Annotated in this window: 18 protein-coding genes and 1 tRNA gene; 14 read left to right on the forward strand and 5 right to left on the reverse strand. The window is 61.4% G+C overall.

Going from position 1 to position 17326, the window contains the following annotated elements:
* Positions 1 to 117: 117 nt before the first annotated feature.
* The 13 genes from ruvC (at position 118) to ABE456_RS25635 (ending at position 9569) form a co-directional block, all read left to right on the forward strand.
* A complete protein-coding gene (gene ruvC / locus ABE456_RS25575; protein ID WP_012273769.1) occupies positions 118 to 642 on the forward strand; it encodes a crossover junction endodeoxyribonuclease RuvC in 525 nt (174 codons plus the stop codon).
* A 109-nt stretch (positions 643 to 751) separates the two neighbouring features.
* Positions 752 to 1369 carry a Holliday junction branch migration protein RuvA gene (ruvA, locus tag ABE456_RS25580; RefSeq protein WP_110743812.1) on the forward strand — a complete coding sequence of 206 codons (618 nt, stop codon included), beginning with the start codon at positions 752 to 754 and terminating at the stop codon, positions 1367 to 1369.
* Positions 1366 to 2412, forward strand: a complete 1047-nt coding sequence (gene ruvB / locus ABE456_RS25585) for a Holliday junction branch migration DNA helicase RuvB (protein WP_346646420.1) — start codon at positions 1366 to 1368, stop codon at positions 2410 to 2412. Before ruvA ends, ruvB begins: the two co-directional genes overlap by 4 nt.
* Positions 2413 to 2537: 125 nt before the next feature.
* Positions 2538 to 2990, forward strand: a complete 453-nt coding sequence (ybgC, locus tag ABE456_RS25590; RefSeq protein WP_086976795.1) for a tol-pal system-associated acyl-CoA thioesterase — start codon at positions 2538 to 2540, stop codon at positions 2988 to 2990.
* Positions 2991 to 2992: 2 nt separating this feature from the next.
* Positions 2993 to 3688: a protein TolQ gene (tolQ, locus tag ABE456_RS25595; RefSeq protein ID WP_010952367.1), complete on the forward strand. Its 696-nt coding sequence runs from the start codon at positions 2993 to 2995 to the stop codon at positions 3686 to 3688.
* Between the two features lie 14 nt (positions 3689 to 3702).
* Positions 3703 to 4155, forward strand: a complete 453-nt coding sequence (tolR, locus tag ABE456_RS25600; RefSeq protein ID WP_012315816.1) for a protein TolR — start codon at positions 3703 to 3705, stop codon at positions 4153 to 4155.
* Positions 4155 to 5264, forward strand: a complete 1110-nt coding sequence (gene tolA, locus ABE456_RS25605) for a cell envelope integrity protein TolA (protein WP_346646421.1) — start codon at positions 4155 to 4157, stop codon at positions 5262 to 5264. The genes tolR and tolA overlap by 1 nt, the downstream gene beginning before the upstream one ends.
* Before the next feature lie 26 nt (positions 5265 to 5290).
* Positions 5291 to 6562, forward strand: coding sequence for a Tol-Pal system beta propeller repeat protein TolB (tolB, locus tag ABE456_RS25610; protein ID WP_012051477.1), 1272 nt, complete (start codon positions 5291 to 5293; stop codon positions 6560 to 6562).
* 54 nt (positions 6563 to 6616) lie between these two features.
* Positions 6617 to 7117: a peptidoglycan-associated lipoprotein Pal gene (pal, locus tag ABE456_RS25615; protein ID WP_012273762.1), complete on the forward strand. Its 501-nt coding sequence runs from the start codon at positions 6617 to 6619 to the stop codon at positions 7115 to 7117.
* Positions 7118 to 7123: 6 nt separating this feature from the next.
* A complete protein-coding gene (ybgF, locus tag ABE456_RS25620) occupies positions 7124 to 7930 on the forward strand; it encodes a tol-pal system protein YbgF (protein ID WP_346646422.1) in 807 nt (268 codons plus the stop codon).
* A 160-nt stretch (positions 7931 to 8090) separates the two neighbouring features.
* The gene (gene queE / locus ABE456_RS25625; protein WP_286110945.1) at positions 8091 to 8738 is read left to right on the forward strand and encodes a 7-carboxy-7-deazaguanine synthase QueE; all 648 of its coding nucleotides are present in this window, start codon (positions 8091 to 8093) and stop codon (positions 8736 to 8738) included.
* A gap of 17 nt (positions 8739 to 8755) precedes the next feature.
* A complete protein-coding gene (queC, locus tag ABE456_RS25630; protein ID WP_207876960.1) occupies positions 8756 to 9430 on the forward strand; it encodes a 7-cyano-7-deazaguanine synthase QueC in 675 nt (224 codons plus the stop codon).
* A 63-nt stretch (positions 9431 to 9493) separates the two neighbouring features.
* Positions 9494 to 9569 (forward strand) — tRNA-Lys (locus ABE456_RS25635).
* 354 nt (positions 9570 to 9923) lie between these two features.
* Here ABE456_RS25635 and ABE456_RS25640 read toward each other — a convergent pair.
* From ABE456_RS25640 to ABE456_RS25660, 5 genes are all read right to left on the reverse strand, one after another.
* Complete coding sequence (locus ABE456_RS25640; protein WP_346646423.1) at positions 9924 to 10397, reverse strand: OsmC family protein; 474 nt, start codon at positions 10395 to 10397, stop codon at positions 9924 to 9926.
* Positions 10394 to 10540, reverse strand: coding sequence for a hypothetical protein (locus ABE456_RS25645; protein WP_346646424.1), 147 nt, complete (start codon positions 10538 to 10540; stop codon positions 10394 to 10396). Before ABE456_RS25645 ends, ABE456_RS25640 begins: the two co-directional genes overlap by 4 nt.
* Positions 10541 to 10575: 35 nt before the next feature.
* Entirely contained in the window at positions 10576 to 11535 is a 960-nt protein-coding gene (locus tag ABE456_RS25650; protein WP_346646425.1) for a cation transporter, read from the reverse strand.
* 146 nt (positions 11536 to 11681) lie between these two features.
* Positions 11682 to 13745, reverse strand: coding sequence for a methyl-accepting chemotaxis protein (locus tag ABE456_RS25655; protein WP_346646426.1), 2064 nt, complete (start codon positions 13743 to 13745; stop codon positions 11682 to 11684).
* Between the two features lie 66 nt (positions 13746 to 13811).
* Entirely contained in the window at positions 13812 to 15164 is a 1353-nt protein-coding gene (locus ABE456_RS25660; protein ID WP_346646427.1) for an APC family permease, read from the reverse strand.
* 447 nt (positions 15165 to 15611) lie between these two features.
* Between ABE456_RS25660 and ABE456_RS25665 the strand changes: the two genes are divergently transcribed.
* Positions 15612 to 17120: a YdgA family protein gene (locus ABE456_RS25665; RefSeq protein ID WP_346646428.1), complete on the forward strand. Its 1509-nt coding sequence runs from the start codon at positions 15612 to 15614 to the stop codon at positions 17118 to 17120.
* The last annotated feature ends 206 nt before the right edge of the window (positions 17121 to 17326 follow it).

Genomic DNA, 17326 nt, shown 5'->3' on the forward strand with positions numbered 1-17326 from the left:
CACAGGTACAGTGCAACCATCAGGCCTTGCACTGTACCTGTGGGAGCTGGCTTGCCGGCGATGGGCCGCGCAGCGGCCCCAATGGTGGTAAAACATGAGTTTCGTACGACAGGCACTATGACTCTGATTCTTGGTATCGACCCCGGTTCGCGCATCACCGGCTATGGCGTGGTCCGCCAGACCGCCCGTGGTTGCGAGTACGTGGCGTCGGGCTGCATCCGCACCGGCAGCGGTGAGCTGCACGAGCGGCTGCAGATCGTTTTTCGTGGTGTCAGTGAAATCATCGCCCAGCACGGCCCGGTGACCATGGGCATCGAGCGGGTGTTCATGGCCCGCAACGCCGATTCGGCGCTCAAGCTCGGCCAGGCCCGTGGCGCGGCCATCGTCGCTGCTGCCGAAGCCGGCCTGGAAATTGCCGAATACAGCGCCACCCAGGTCAAGCAGGCCGTGGCCGGTACCGGTGGCGCCAACAAGGAGCAGGTGATGATGATGGTCATGCACCTGTTGAAACTGACGCAAAAACCGCAGATCGATGCCTCCGACGCCCTGGCCATCGCCCTGTGCCACGCCCATACCCGCTCCAGCCTGGTGCCGCATGGCCTGGCCACGGCGCGGCGTCGCGGCGGGCGCTTGCGTCTGTAGGCGCTTCATGCGCTGATACACATTTTGTCCGGGTGGAACGCCCACCCGTTGCATTTGCTGATAGGGTTGAGCGGTCTTTGATCGGCTCCCCGAGAGGAAGGATCGGAACGTGATTGGACGTTTGCGCGGCACCCTGGCGGAAAAACAGCCGCCGCACCTGATTATCGACGTCAACGGCGTGGGTTACGAACTGGAAGTTCCCATGACCACGCTGTACCGTCTGCCCAAGGTGGGCGAAACCGTCACCGTGCATACCCACCTGGTAGTGCGCGAAGACGCCCACTTGCTCTACGGTTTTGCCGAGAAGCGCGAGCGCGAGCTGTTCCGCGAGCTCATCCGCCTCAACGGCGTGGGCCCCAAGCTGGCGCTGGCATTGATGTCCGGGCTGGAAGTGGACGAACTGGTGCGCTGCGTGCAGGCTCAGGACACTTCGGCCCTGGTGCGCGTGCCCGGTGTCGGCAAGAAAACCGCCGAACGCCTGCTGGTCGAGCTCAAGGACCGCTTCAAGGCCTGGGAAACCTCCCCGGCCATGTTCACCCTGGTGTCCGATGGGCCGTTGCCGGTCGCCAGCGAGTCCAGCGCCGAGGCCGATGCGGTCAGCGCCCTGGTCTCGCTGGGCTACAAACCGCAGGAAGCCAGCAAGGCAATCGCCGCGATCAAGGACAAGGCCGGCCTGAGCAGTGAAGAGCTGATCCGCCGCAGCCTGAAAGGGATGATTACCAAGTGATCGAAGCCGACCGCCTGATTGCCGCCAATGGACGTGACCGTGAAGAGGTCCAGGACCGTGCGATCCGCCCCCTGAGCCTTGAGGAATACATCGGGCAGCCCGTAGTGCGCGAACAAATGTCGTTGTTCATCCAGGCGGCGCGCGGGCGCAGCGAGTCGCTCGATCACACACTTATTTTCGGCCCGCCCGGGTTGGGCAAGACCACCCTTGCCAACATCATCGCCCATGAAATGGGTGTGTCGGTGAAGAGTACCTCGGGGCCGATTCTGGAGCGCCCGGGCGACCTGGCAGCCATGCTGACCAACCTCGAACCGCACGACGTGCTGTTCATCGACGAGATCCATCGGCTGTCACCGGTCGTCGAAGAGGTGCTGTACCCGGCCATGGAGGACTTCCAGCTCGACATCATGATCGGCGAAGGGCCGGCGGCCCGTTCGATCAAGCTCGACCTGCCACCGTTCACCCTGGTCGGTGCCACTACCCGTGCTGGCATGCTGACCAACCCGCTGCGTGACCGCTTTGGTATCGTCCAGCGCCTGGAGTTCTACAGCGACAAGGACCTTGCCACCATCGTCAGCCGTTCGGCCAACATCCTCGGCCTGACCATCGAAGATCAGGGCGCCTACGAGATCGCCCGCCGTGCCCGTGGCACCCCGCGTATCGCCAACCGCCTGCTGCGCCGTGTGCGTGACTACGCCGAGGTGCGCGGCAAGGGCCAGATCACCAAGGCCGTGGCCGATATGGCGCTGAACCTGCTGGACGTCGATGAGCGCGGTTTCGACCATTCCGACCGCCGCCTGCTGCTGACCATGATCGAGAAGTTCGATGGTGGGCCGGTGGGCGTGGATAACCTGGCTGCGGCCATCAGCGAAGAGCGCCACACCATCGAGGACGTGCTTGAACCGTACCTGATTCAGCAGGGCTACATCATGCGTACGCCGCGCGGCCGCGTGGTCACCCGGCACGCATACCTGCACTTTGGCCTGAATATTCCCGGGCGCCTGGGGGAGGGTGGTGATTTTTCCGAGCCAGGCGATGAATGACAGATCAAAAACGACTTTTCGTGGTCCTACCGCTGGCATGCCAAGGGTGCGCTGGCAATAAGACATTAATGAAGAAAAAACAGTTGCCACAGCGGATTGGCAAGCTGAGGAGTAAGCACTAGAGTATGCGCGCGCAAAATCAGCTCGAACCGTTCGCACACCGTTGTCGCGTCTATTACGAAGACACCGATGCGGGCGGCGTGGTGTATTACGTCAACTACCTGAAATTCATGGAGCGCGCGCGTACCGAACGCCTGCGGCACTTGGGCTTTTCCCAGTCGCAGCTGGCCGAAGACAACCTGCTGTTCGTGGTCCATTCCAGCGAAGCGCGCTACCACGCGCCGGCGCGGCTGGACGACGCGCTGCGGGTCACCGCGCAAGTACTTGAACTCAATCGCGCCAGCCTGCGTTTCGTACAGCAGGTCTGGCGAGAAAAGGATGAAACGCTGCTCTGCGAAGGGCAGTTCCTGGTGGCCGCCGTGCGCGCCGACACTTTCAAACCCCGAGCCATACCCCCCCAGCTGCGCGACGCCTTTGCGGCGGACGGCTCGGGTAATCAATCGAACGCAGGAGAATAAGCGTGGAAGCTAACGTCGTCGACCATACCTCCATGTGGAGTCTGGTCAGCAATGCCAGCGTGGTGGTACAGCTGGTAATGCTGACCCTGGTGGCCGCCTCGGTCACCTCATGGATCATGATCTTCCAGCGCAGCACCATGCTGCGCGCCGGTCGCCGTGCGCTGGATGCCTTTGAGGAGCGCTTCTGGTCGGGTATCGACCTGTCCAAGCTGTATCGCCAGGCAGGCAGCAACCCAGACCCGGACTCCGGCGTGGAGCAGGTGTTCCGTGCTGGCTTCAAGGAGTTCTCGCGCCTGCGCCAGCAACCGGGTGTAGACCCGGACGCGGTCATGGAAGGCGTTGGCCGTGCCATGCGCGTTGCCATCTCGCGCGAGGAAGAAAAACTCGAGCAGAGCCTGCCGTTCCTGGCCACCGTCGGCTCCACCAGCCCGTACATCGGCCTGTTCGGTACCGTATGGGGCATCATGAACTCCTTCCGCGGCCTGGCCAGTGCCCAGCAGGCCACCCTGGCCACCGTCGCCCCGGGTATCGCCGAAGCGCTGATCGCCACTGCCATTGGCCTGTTCGCGGCAATCCCGGCAGTAATCGCCTACAACCGTTTCGCTGCGCGCAGCGAAGTGCTGATCGGCCGTTACTACACCTTCGCCGACGAGTTCCAGGCGATCCTGCACCGCAAAGTGCACACCAGCGAAGAGTAATCAGGTAGAAGCCCATGGCCCGAGTTCGCCACAAACGCAAGCCCGTCGCCGAGATGAACGTGGTGCCCTACATCGACGTGATGCTGGTGCTGCTGGTCATCTTCATGGTGACGGCGCCCATGCTCAACCAGGGCGTCAAGGTCGACCTGCCCAAGGTTTCCAGCGAAGCCTTGCCGCAGGACAACAACGTCCAGATCCTCACCATCTCCATCAAGGCCGACAAGACCTACTACTGGAACCTCGGCAGCGAAGTCGATACCGACAAGCAGATGGACAAGGCCATGACCTTGCCGGAAATGACCAGCGCAGTGACCAAGATCATTGCCGCCGGCCGTGACCAGGGCAAGCAGACCCAGGTGTTCATTCGTGGCGACAAGGCTGTCGACTACGGCGCCGTCATGGGCGCCATGGGCGGGTTGCAGAAGGCCGGTGTCGGTAACGTTGGCCTGATTACCGAGGCGCCCTGATGCAACAGCGAGAGCCATCCGCCTCGGAAAGCTACTTCTGGCCCAGTGTCTGGGCCATCGGCCTGCATGTGCTGGTGTTTGCCTTGCTGTTCGTCAGTTTTGCCATGACGCCAGAGCTGCCGCCATCCAAGCCGATCGTTCAGGCTACCCTGTACCAGCTCAAGTCCAAGAGCCAGGCGACCACCCAGACCAATCAGAAGATTGCCGGGGAAGCGAAGAAAACCGCTTCGCGCCAGACCGAGGTCGAGCAGCTGGAGCAGAAGAAGGTCGAGCAGGAGGCCGTGAAGGCTGCGGAACAAAAGAAGGCCGACGCTGCTCAAAAGGCCGAAGAGGCCCGCGAGGCCGCCGAAGCGAAAAAAGCCGAAGCCGCCGCCGAAGCCGCCAAGGCTACAGAGGCCAAGAAAGCCGCAGAAGCCAAGAAGGCCGAAGAGGCGAAGAAGGCCGCCGAGAAGCAGCAGGCCGATATCGCCAAGAAGAAGGCCGAGGAAGAAGCCAAGAAAAAAGCCGAAGAAGAGGCCAAGAAAGAGGCCGCTGAAGAGGCGAAGAAGCAAGCCGCCGAGGATGCCAAGAAAAAGGCAGCCGAAGAGGCCAAGAAGAAAGCTGCCGAGGACGCCAAGAAGAAAGAGGTGGCCGAGGAAGCGAAGAAGAAGGCAGCTGAAGAGGCCAAGAAAAAGGCCGCTGCAGACGCCCAGAAGAAGAAGGCACAGGAAGCGGCCCGCAAGGCGGCGGAAGACAAGAAAGCCCAGGCCCTGGCCGAGCTGTTGTCCGACACCACCGAACGGCAGCAGGCGCTGGCCGACGAGCAGGGTGACCAGGTGGCCGGTGATTTCGACGACCTGATCCGCATGCGCGCGGCCGAGGGCTGGGCGCGTCCGCCTTCCGCGCGCAAGGGCATGACGGTGGTCCTGCAGATCAACATGTTGCCGGACGGTACCATCACCAGTGTCAGCGTGGCCCGTTCCAGTGGTGACGGCCCGTATGACAGTTCGGCGGTGGCTGCGGTGAAGAACATTGGTCGTTTGACCGAGATGCAGGGTATGAAGCCGAGCGATTTCAACCAATATCGTTCGTTCAAGATGACATTTACACCTGAGGATCTAGCGTTGTGATTAAACGTCTGAGAGGACTGCTGGTCATGCTGTGCTGCGTGGCAGGCATGGCCGTGGCAGAGGAAAAGAACATCCTGGTCACCAGCGGCAGCGACCGGGCAACACCCATCGCGGTAGTGCCGTTCGGTCTACAGGGGGGCAGCGTGCTGCCCGAAGACATTGCCGACATCATCGGCAACGACCTGCGCAACTCTGGCTACTATTCGCCGATTCCGCGGCAGAACATGATCAGCCAGCCGTCGCAGGCCAGCGAAGTGATCTTCCGTGACTGGAAAGCGCTGGGTGCCCAGTACGTGATGGTCGGTAGCATCGTGCCGTCGGGCGGTCGCCTGCAGGTGCAGTACGCACTGTTCAACGTCGCCACCGAGCAGCAAGTGCTGACCGGTAGCGTGGCGGGCAGCACTGACCAGCTGCGCGACATGGCGCACTACATTGCCGACCAGTCGTTCGAGAAGCTCACCGGCATCAAGGGTGCGTTCTCCACCCGCATGCTGTACGTGACGGCCGAGCGTTTCTCCACCAACAACACCCGCTACACCCTGCAGCGTTCGGACTACGACGGTGCGCGTGCGGTCACCCTGCTGCAATCGCGTGAGCCGATCCTGTCGCCGCGCTTTGCGCCGGATGGCAAGCGTATCGCCTATGTTTCGTTCGAGCAGAAACGCCCGCGCATCTTCGTGCAGAACATCGATACCGGTCGCCGCGAGCAAGTTACCAACTTCGAAGGCCTGAACGGCGCGCCAGCCTGGTCGCCGGACGGTTCGCGCCTGGCGTTCGTGTTGTCGAAAGATGGCAACCCGGACATCTACGTGATGAACGTGGCTTCGCGCCAGATCAGCCGTGTAACCGCAGGCCCAGGTATCAATACCGAGCCGTTCTGGGGTAAAGATGGCAACACCCTTTACTTCACTTCCGACCGTGGCGGCAAGCCGCAAATCTACAAGCAGTCGGTCAGTGGTGGTGGTGCTGAGCGTGTGACCTTTGTAGGTAACTACAACGCCAACCCAAAACTGTCGGCGGACGAAAAGACGCTGGTAATGATTCATCGCCAACAGGGCTTTACCAACTTCAAAGTTGCGGCCCAGGATTTGCAGCGCGGAAGTGTAAAGATTCTGTCTGAAACAAGTCTTGATGAGTCTCCCACTGTCGCGCCTAACGGCACCATGCTAATCTACGCCACCCGCCAGCAGGGCCGGGGAGTCTTGATGCTCGTGTCGCTTAATGGCCGCGTGAGGCTCCCACTTCCTACCGCTCAAGGCGAAGTCAGAGAACCGTCCTGGTCCCCCTACCTGAACTGATCGCGGCGTAATACGTTTTGCTTAACACACTGGGGTTTCATTAGGAGTTTCACGATGGAAATGCTGAAGTTTGGTAAATTTGCTGCGCTGGCTCTGGCCATGGCCGTAGCTGTAGGTTGCTCCTCGAAGGGCGGTGATAACGCAGGCGAAGGCGCTGCTGTAGACCCGAACGCTGGCTACGGTGCCAACACTGGCGCTGTTGACGGCTCCCTGAGCGAAGAAGCTGCCCTGCGCGCAATCACCACCTTCTACTTCGAATACGACAGCTCGGACCTGAAGCCAGAAGCCATGCGCGCTCTGGACGTTCACGCCAAGGACCTGAAGTCCAACGGCAACCGCGTTGTCCTGGAAGGCAACACCGACGAGCGCGGCACCCGCGAGTACAACATGGCTCTGGGTGAGCGTCGTGCGAAAGCCGTTCAGCGCTACCTGGTTCTGCAGGGCGTTTCCCCTGCTCAGCTGGAACTGGTTTCCTACGGCGAAGAGCGTCCAGTTGCCACCGGCAACGACGAGCAGTCCTGGGCTCAGAACCGTCGCGTAGAACTGCGTAAGTAAGTTCTTATGCGTATGTGCCGCCGTGTAGTAACCGTCCTCGCACTCAGCCTGCCGCTCGCGGCCTGGGCTGAGGTCCCTGTAGTAGATGACAACGCAGGCAGTTATCCGCCTTCGGGTTATGGCACGAGCGGCGCCTATGCCGGGGCAGGGGCTTCGACCCCTGCCTCTGCACAGGGCCAGCTGTTCATGCAGCTGCAACAGATGCAGGACCAGCTTTCCCGCCAGCAGGGCATCATCGAAGAGCTGCAGAACGATGTGTCGCGCATGAAGCAGGAAAACCTGGAGCGATACCAGGACCTGGACCGTCGCATCAACAGTGGCGCCGCGCCTGCCGCGACCCCTGACAATTCCTCCGGTGGTGGTGCATCCAATGCCGCCCCCGATGCAGCAGCAGGTGCTGCTGCGCAACAACCGGCCGCCAATAGCGAGCCCGGTGATCCGGCGAAAGAAAAGCTCTACTACGATGCTGCTTTCGACCTGATCAAGCAGAAGGACTTCGACAAGGCCAGCCAGGCGTTCAACGCCTTCCTGCGCAAGTACCCAAACAGCCAGTACGCCGGCAACGCCCAGTACTGGTTGGGTGAGGTGAACCTGGCCAAAGGCGACTTGCCGGCTGCCAGCCAAGCCTTCGCCCAGGTCAGCCAGAAGTATCCGAAGCACAGCAAGGTGCCAGATTCGCTGTACAAGCTGGCCGACGTCGAGCGCCGCATGGGCCACACCGACAAGGTCAAGGGCATCCTGCAGCAGGTTATCACCCAGTACCCCGGCACCTCTGCCGCGCAACTGGCCCAGCGAGACCTGCAGAAGCTCTAAGCAGCACCGTTCAAAAGAAACCCGCGCCAGTCGCGGGTTTTTTCGTTAGAATCATTGCCCTTTTTTCGTAAACACGCTGCTGCGGATAACGCTATGTCGAGTCCGCGACAGTGCCTGACGGAGGCGGGCAGCCTGTTTAGCTGTCACGCCCGTGGCGAGCATGCAAGACACATTACGTATCACCGAAGTCTTTTACTCTTTGCAGGGTGAAACGCGAACGGCTGGGTTGCCCACGGTATTCGTGCGCCTCACCGGTTGCCCCCTGCGCTGTCAGTACTGCGACAGTGCCTATGCCTTCACTGGCGGTACTATTCGCACCCTCGATTCGATCCTTGAGCAGGTCGCCGGTTTCAAACCGCGCTACGTCTGCGTCACCGGTGGCGAGCCATTGGCCCAGCCCAACGCCTTGCCGTTGCTGCAGCGCCTGTGTGATGCCGGCTATGAAGTGTCGCTGGAAACCAGCGGCGCGCTGGATATTGCCGGCACCGATACCCGCGTCAGCCGAGTGGTCGACCTGAAGACCCCAGGCTCCGAAGAGTCGCACCGTAACCGCTACGAGAACATCGAGCTGCTGACCCGCAACGACCAGGTCAAGTTCGTCATCTGTTCCCGTGAGGACTACGACTGGGCGGTCTCCAAGCTGATCCAGTACAACCTGGCCGAGCGCGCTGGTGAGGTGTTGTTCTCGCCCAGCCATCACCAGGTGAGCGCCAGCGACCTGGCAGACTGGATCGTTGCCGACAACCTGCCCGTACGTTTCCAGCTGCAGTTGCACAAGCTGCTGTGGAACGACGAACCCGGACGTTGATTGAGGAGCAAGCACACATGACCGATAAACGAGCTGTAATCCTGTTGTCCGGTGGCCTGGACTCGGCCACGGTGGTTGCCATGGCCAAGGCCGAAGGCTACAGCTGCTACACCATGAGTTTCGATTATGGCCAGCGCCACCGCGCCGAGCTGAACGCTGCCGCCCGCGTGGCCCGCGACCTCGGGGTGGTGGAGCACAAGGTGATTGGCCTGAACCTCGACGGCATCGGCGGCTCGGCCTTGACCGACAGCAGCATCGATGTGCCGGAAGCCCCGGGCGAAGGTATCCCGGTCACCTATGTGCCGGCGCGCAACACCGTGTTCCTGTCGCTGGCCCTGGGGTGGGCGGAAGTACTGGAGGCGCGCGACATCTTCATCGGTGTCAATGCCGTGGACTATTCCGGTTACCCGGACTGCCGCCCTGAGTTTGTCGAAGCCTTTGAGCGCATGGCCAACCTGGCAACCAAGGCTGGTGTCGAAGGGCAAGGCTTCCGCATCCAGGCACCGCTGCAGAACATGAGCAAGGCGCAGATCGTGCAGGCCGGCATGGCCCGTGGCGTGGATTACAGCCTGACCGTTTCCTGCTACCAGGCCGACGATGATGGCCGCGCCTGTGGCAAATGCGACAGCTGCCGCCTGCGTGCCGACGGCTTCAAGGCCGCCGGTGTCGAAGACCCGACGCGGTATTTTTAGCAAAAAAAGTTTGATGGAGTGTTGATTTCCCGTTAGAAATCAGTATTATACGCGCCATCCAACGGGTCGTTAGCTCAGTTGGTAGAGCAGTTGGCTTTTAACCAATTGGTCGTAGGTTCGAATCCTACACGACCCACCATACGCAGTACGTCAAAGCCCGCTACCGGCAACGGTCGCGGGCTTTTTCGTTTCCATTTCCTGTAAAGGCCTCATCGCCAGCAAGCTCCCGCAGGATTGCATCAAGGCCAAGCCCTACGCTGTACCTGTGGGAGCTGGCTTGCCGGCGATAGGGGCGCATTGGCCTTCACAGGTTAGACACGGAATTGCTCCATCAGCGCCTGTTGCTGGTTGGCCAGCCGGTTCAAGGCTTGGCTGATGCGTGCCGACTCAAGCCATGGCCCCGACCACACTCGATGCTTGTACTTGGCGGTGAAAGTTCTCTACAGGCCTAAGAACGGCAGTGTTAGCAGTGTGTGTCATACACGAAGGTGATTCACCGCTGATGCTCCACAACAGCTTCACACACCACTGGGAAATTTACCGAGTTGGCAATGAAGCATTCATGATGGGCCTGTTCGTGCAGGCGCATGGCAAGGTCGATATCCGACCCGCTTGCGACGACGATTCGTGGGCGCAAAGCTACCTGCGTGAAATGTCCCTTGCGCTGATTATCGCCCTCAGACATGCGACCCAGCGGGTGGTCGACATACTCCAGTACGTTCACATCATTAACGGCACACAGGTGCAAGTACCACAGCTTATGGCAGGCCGAGAGCGAGGCGACCAGAAGATCCTCTGGGTTCCAGCGCGAGGAGTCGCCGCGAAATGCAGGGTCTGCAGAGCCGGCAATGGTACTTTTACTATCGGCTTCTAAATCGAAATCGCGCTGGTAGGACGTGTAATGGGTCGTTCCTTTACCGGTATTGCCGACCCATTTCACAGTAACGCTATAGGTATGTTCCTTCATTCTTCATCCTCTGTAGCCAGTTTGATAGTGAAGCCGTTCGTAAATCGCTCGCACGCCTGTGCTGCCCGTTCGTCCTTCAGGCGCGAAATGAAGTAAGCAGGCCTGCCGTAAAAGCCCGGGCTTGGGCTTTGAACTACTTTCATGTCGACGCTTTGCAGGCTTTAACGACACTGGCGATCTATTCTGCCCATTCTTTATCCCCGGTAAAAACCACTGTAATCCAGCGGTCCGGCCCTTCACCCCCAACTGCATCGCCCACCTCGTTGCGTAGCGCGTCCCACTCATCGATGGTCTTCGCCCCCATTCCTGGCGGTACGATGAAATACAGCTCGATTTCCCGCGAGCGCCCGACCTTGGCCACATAGGCGCGGTACGACTGCAGCCCGTGGCGGGCGACAAAGGCCTTGGCCACTTCATCCACGTGCTGCTTGAGGTCACCGGGGGTGACCAGGAAGATTTCCGACAGCGCCTGGCGCACCACCGACATCGGCAACGGCACGATCACCAGGCACACCAGTGCCAGTACCGCCGGGTCGATGTACGGTGACACCCACTCAAGCGACGTGCCCTGCACTGCGTAACCAAAGCAGAAGGCGATCAGCAGCGCGGCGGTAATGCTGGCCGACATCACCCAGCCCTTGACGTCCATGCGCACGAAGTCTGACTTCAGCTTGCGGTTGGCGCGGGCCTCGACCACGGCGATGGTCACGCAGGTGATCACGGTCAGCACCGCATAAACCATGGCGATGCCGAACTCCAGGTGGCGCCCGCCTTGCAGCAGGCTGCTGACGGCGTTGATCAGCGCATAGATGGCTACGCCACTCAGCAGGATACCGTTGAGCGCCAGTACCATTGGCTCCAGGTGCCAGAAGCCCATGGTGAAGCGCTCACGCAGCTTGCGTGACATCTGCACGCTGGTGGTGTGCGAGGTGATCAGCTTGACCACTACCAGTGACAGCCCGCTCATGCTGGCGTCTACCAGCGAGTAGACACCGTCGAACACGATGGAGAACGAGCCAGAGGCCAGGCCGAAGGCAATGCCGATGATGGCGATGAACAGGGTGGCAGCGATCGAGGTGCGTAACAGGCCTTGCTCGCTGGTGATGTCGAAGAAGGAGGATCGGGTTGGGGTTTGCATAAATGTGCTCGGTAAAATCGATAGTGCTGTAGGGCCTGGGAGGGCCTCTTCGCGGGTAAACCCGCTCCCACAAGGTCTGGCGTCGTCTTCAAGATCGGTGCAAATCCTTGTGGGAGCGGGTTTACCCGCGAAGAGGCCCTTACAGGCTAGACGCGGAATTGCTCCATCAGCGCCTGTTGCTGGTTGGCCAGCCGGTTCAAGGCCTGGCTGATGCGGGCCGACTCATCGGCCTGGCCAGCCAGCGATTCGGTTACATCGCGTATACCGGCCACGTTGCGGTTCACTTCTTCGGCCACCGCGCTCTGCTCTTCGGCCGCCGAGGCAATCTGCAGGTTCATGTCGCTGATCACTGCCACCGCTTCGCCAATGCGCTGCAGTGCTGGTAGCGCCTGTTCCATGCGCGCGGCGCTGTGCTGGGCCTGGCGCTGGCCTTCGTGCATGGCACCGACCACATCCTGGGTGCCTTGCTGCAGGCCTTCGATGACCTGGCGAATTTCCTCCACCGACACCTGGGTGCGCTGGGCCAGGCCGCGCACTTCATCGGCGACCACGGCAAAACCACGCCCGGCTTCGCCGGCGCGAGCCGCTTCGATGGCCGCATTCAGCGCCAGCAGGTTGGTTTGCTCGGCGATGGTGCGAATCACCTCCAGCACCGAGCCGATCTTGCCGCTACGGTCTTCCAGTGCTCGTGCCTCGTCCATGGCGGTGTTCATGTCGGTGGCCAGGCGGTCGATGCCCTGGCGAGTGCTGTCGATCAATTGCAGGCCTTCCTGGCTGGCCTGGTCGGCAGCGCGTGCCGCCTGGGCCGCCTGCGAGGCGTTATGCGCGACATCCAGGGCGGTGGCGCTCATTTCGTTGGCGGCAGTGGCCACCTGCTCGATTTCACGGTGTTGCTGCTGCATGCCGTTGCTGGTCTGGCTGGCGATGGCGGCCGACTGGTCGGCAGTGCCGCGGGCTTCCTGCAGCGAGCCTTTGACCTGGGCGATGACCGGCTGCAGCTTGTCGAGGAAGCGGTTGAACCAGCCGGTGAGCTGACCCAGTTCGTCTTGGCGGGAATAGTCCAGGCGGCGGGTAAGGTCGCCTTCGCCGCTGGCGATGTCCTTTAGCCGCGCGGCCACCGCCAGGATTGGCCGGGTGACGCCGCGTGCGGTCAGCCACACCAGCAGCAAGCCGACCACGGCAGTGGCCAGGCCAACCAGCAGGCTGGTGAGGTTGGCGCTTTGGTTGTGCGCATCCAGGCGCTGGTTGAGGGCGACGGCGGGTGCCTGTAGCACGCTTTCCGGCAGTTCCAGCAACACCTGCCAAGGGGCGGCGTCCGGGATTGGCGTGAAGGGGTGGGCCACGCGCAGCAGGCCGTCGGCTACCGCCTTGTCCATGGGCATGCCGAGTTTGCTGTCGTCGCGGCTATTGCCGGCCAGCAGGCCGGTCGCGCTGGCGATACTGACCTGGCCCTGGCCATCGAACAGCTCGCGGCGGCCGTCCAGGCTTAGTTGCTGCAGGTTGGCCAAGCCGATATCCAGGCCAACCACGCCGACCACCTTGCCATGCTCCAGCAGCGGCAGGGCGATGCTGGTCATCAGCACCTGGCGGCCATTCACCTCGTCGAGGTACGGTTCGAGCATGCAGGTTCTAGCGGTGTCTTGTGGGCAGGTCAGCCAGCGGTTCTTCGCCGCGCCGTTGCTGCCAATGCTGGTATCGCCAAGCATCGATTCCGGCATGGCTTCAAGTTCCAGGGTGCCGGGGCGTGGTTGCGACCAGTACAACGAGAAACGCCCGCGTTCATTGCTGCCTGCGGCTTCCTGGCCAATGTGTTGGTTGTCCGGGTCCAGGGCGTCGGGCTGGAACACCAGGTACAGGCCGATCACATCCGGGTTGGCGGCCAGGCTGGCATGGGCCTGGCGTGTCAGCTCGGCGCGCAGGTCGCTGCCACCACGGGCCTTCAGCACTTGCACCAGGCGGGCAAAGCCATTGCCGTACTGGTAGGCGTCCATGAAGTAGCGCTGAATGCGCATGGCCTGGGTTTCGGCGTGGGCCTGCAGGCGCAGGCGTGCGCTGCTGTCGAGCATTTCGGTGTTGGCCTGGTTGACCAGCGCCGCGCTGCGCCGGGCCTGGGTCAGCGAAGTGGCGACGAGCAGGGCGACGATGGCCAGCAGGCACAGGCCGGCGAGCAGGGTGATCTTCCACTGGATGGAGAGGCGACGCGGCGGCATGAGGGCTTTCCTTTTCGATCAAGTACAACGCCCGCGATCAGGCGCGGGCGTTGTCGGCAGCGTGGGTCATTCGGCAACGTAGTTCGGCGGTGCCGCCCGGAAGGCTTTGGTCAGCCAGGCCAGGTAGATCAGGCCGAGCGCAGCCCAGATGCCGCCGAACATCAGCGAATGTGCGTTCAGGTCCAGCCACAGCGAGACGATGATGCAGAAGCCGATGGTGGGCAGTACCAGGTACTTCAGCTGGTTGGCCAGGCCCTTGCGGTTGCCTTCGCGCAGGTAGCAGTGGTTGATCACCGACAGGTTGACGAAGCTGAACGCGACCAGCGCACCGAAGTTGATGATCGAGGTGGCGGTGACTAGGTCGAAGAAGATTGCCGACAGCGAAATCAGCCCCACCACCGCAATGTTCAGCACAGGTGTCTTGTAGCGCGAGTGCAGGCGGGCAAACAGGCTGGCCGGGATCACGTTGTCGCGGCCCATCACGTATAGCAGGCGCGACACGCTGGTCTGCGAGGCCAGGCCCGAGGCAATGGTGTTGATCACGGTGCAGGCGATGAAAATCGACTGGAACAGCTTGCCGCCGACGTACAGGGCAATTTCCGGCAATGCCGCTTCCTGGTCATGGAAGCGCGCCATGGTCGGGAAGTAGGCCTGGATGAAGTAGGACACGGTGATGAACACCACGCCGCCGATCAGTGCGGTAAGGAAGATCGCCCGGGGGATGGTCTTGGCCGGGTCACGGGTTTCTTCGGACAGGCAGGTGACCGCGTCAAAGCCGAGGAACGAGAAGCACAGGATGGTCGCACCGGCTGCCAGGGCGCTGAACTGGGTCTGGCTGTCGGCGAATGGCAGCAGGCTCCAGGCAGTACCCAACCCTTCACCGTGGTCCAGGCCGCGCACGCACAGGTAGATGAACACGGCGATGATCGCCACCTGCACGCCCACGAACAGCAGGTTGAAGTGTGCCACTAGGTTCACGCTGCGCATGTTGATCAGGCTGATCAGGGTGACGAAGCCGGCCACCCAGATCCATTCCGGTACTTCCGGGAACATGGCCGAGAGGTAGAGTTTGGCCAGCAGCGCGTTGACCATCGGCAGCAGCAGGTAGTCCAGCAGCGACGACCAGCCAACCAGGAAGCCCACGTGCGGGTTGATCGCGCGTTGGGTGTAGGTATAGGCCGAGCCCGACTGCGGGAAGCGTTTTACCAAGGTGCCGTAGCTCACGGCGGTGAACAGGATCCCGGCCAGCGCCAGGATGTAGGCGCTGGGCACATGGCCGGCGGTAATCCCGCTGACAATGCCGAAGGTATCGAACACGGTCATCGGGGTCAGGTAGGCCAGGCCGATGATGATCACGTGCCAGAGGCGCAGGGTTTTGCGGAGTTGGCCGTTGCCGGAAGCGCTGTGGTCATGCTGCATGCTGGCATGGCTCCTGCTGCTGGGCGTAAACGGTGGGCACGGTGTATTGCGCATGCGGCAAGGGCGAGCGGGTGGGCTCCATGTTATTCACCTTTTATGTTGGAGCAGCGGGAGGCGCGGGGGGGCGCGCGAAGTGGTGAAAATAAAAAACGATGGGTAGGTGGGTGTCAAGTTAAACATGACAGGATGTTACTGAATTGAAATATTTATCGATTTTTAGTGGAGGTTTATTCGGTTTTTGCGCGTTTTTTTTCGATTATGATCAACCTGAGTGTTCGTAAAAATTAACGAATCGCCAACCTTTTTCAGCCAGATGTCGGATGCTTCCGAAATATGGGATTTCTCGACCGAGGCAGCCACTCGGCTCGGCTGGCGGTGGTACTCTTCGCTTTCTGCGTGGCCCTTGGCCGCCTACGAAGCCCTTACGGACAGCACTCGGTTCAATTCATGAAGAAATCAGTTGGCATCCTTTCCGGCCTGGCTATCGCCATTGCCGTTGCAACCACCGTTGGCGCCTGGTACACCGGCAAGCAGCTACCTGCAGAGCTGGACAACGCCCTGGCCCGCAGCAACGTCGAACTCAAGAAGGCCCTGGTAAGCACCGGTGGTAGCATGAGCATCGAGCGGGTGTCGCTGGAGCAGCATTTCTTCAGCAGCACTGCCCAGTACCGGCTCAAGGCCCGTGACATCAACCTGGGTGAAGGCGAGGTGGTGAATTTCGACGTAGGCGTGACCGACCAGATCGAACACGGCCCATTCCCTTGGTCTCGGGTCAAGGCACTAAAGCTGATGCCGGTGCTGGCGGTCAGCAACAGCACGCTGCAAAAGGACGATGCCCTCGCGCCGTGGTTCGCCGCCGCGGGCGAGCAGGCCCCGGTCAGCGCACAGACCAGCCTGGGTTACGACGGTAACGTGGTCAGCCAGGTCCAGCTGGCGCCGGTCAAGCTCGATGAAGCGGATGGCAACAGCCTCGACTTCTCGGGCATGCAGTTGCAAGTCAGTGGTGACAAGGAAGGCAAGGCTTCGAAGTTCCATGGCACGGCTGACCGTTTCTTGCTGAAGCTGGTGCGTGACGACCAGCCGCCTGCCACGTTCGAGCTCAAAGGCCTGACGGTTGCAGGCAACCTGGCAGCCACCGCGCACGACACCATTTATGTCGGCAATGTCGACCTGGCATTGGCCGAAACCAAAGTTACCTTAGGGCCCAAGCAGCAAGTGCTGCTGGTCAAGGGCATTGAGCAGAACGCCCGGCAAACCCTGGATGGCCCGGACACCGTGGGTGGCCGTGTGGAGTACAAGGTCGGGGATATCACCTGGGATGGCCGTGCGGTGGGCAAGGCCCAGTTGGCGGTGAGTGTCACCTCGGTCAATGCGCCGGCACTGCAGGCGTTGTCGAAGTGGTACCAGGCGCACCTGCCGGAGTTCGAGGCTGCATCCGCTGCCGGCCAGCCGGTGCCGCAAATCCAGATGGACGACACCGAAAAAGCCAGGTTCCAGGGCGACCTGCAGAAGCTGTTGGCGGCCAAGCCCAGGGTGGCGGTGGAAAACCTGTCGTTCAAGACCGCCAATGGCGAAAGCCACTTCAACCTGTCGATGGGCTTCGCCGCCCCGGCCAGCTTCGACCTGCCGCCGGATCAGTTGAGCAAGCAGCTGGTCACCGAGGTGAAGAGCAAGCTGTCGCTGTCCAAGCCGATGATCGGTGACCTGGCGACCTTGCAGGCGCTGCTGGATGGGCAGAGCGATGCCCAGGCAATTGCCATGCAGTCGAGCCAGGCGGGTGAGATGGTTGGCATGATGGCGCTGCAGAGCGGCATGGCCACGGTGCAGGGCAACGACGTGGTGAGCAGCTTGCACTACGCCGATGGCATGGTCGATTTCAATGGCAAGAAAATGACCGTGGAAGAGTTCGCCATGCTCATGGCGGCACACCTGGCGGCGCTGTCGCCGCAGGGTTGATCGGCTAAGCCTGTACCGGCCCTATCGCCGGCAAGCCAGCTCCCACAGGGATTGCACAGATGTCGCAGGTTGTGTTGATCCTGTGGGAGCTGGCTTGAACTGGTCAAGTAATTTTGGACACCGGTTAAGGTTCATGCCGCTATCTTGAGCTTTTCCTCCATGGCTACCGGTGTTTCATAGCCGTTGTAGCTGTGGAGGCGCTTGAG

It is taken from the genome of Pseudomonas sp. TWI929, assembly GCF_039673335.1.
Lineage (GTDB): Bacteria > Pseudomonadota > Gammaproteobacteria > Pseudomonadales > Pseudomonadaceae > Aquipseudomonas.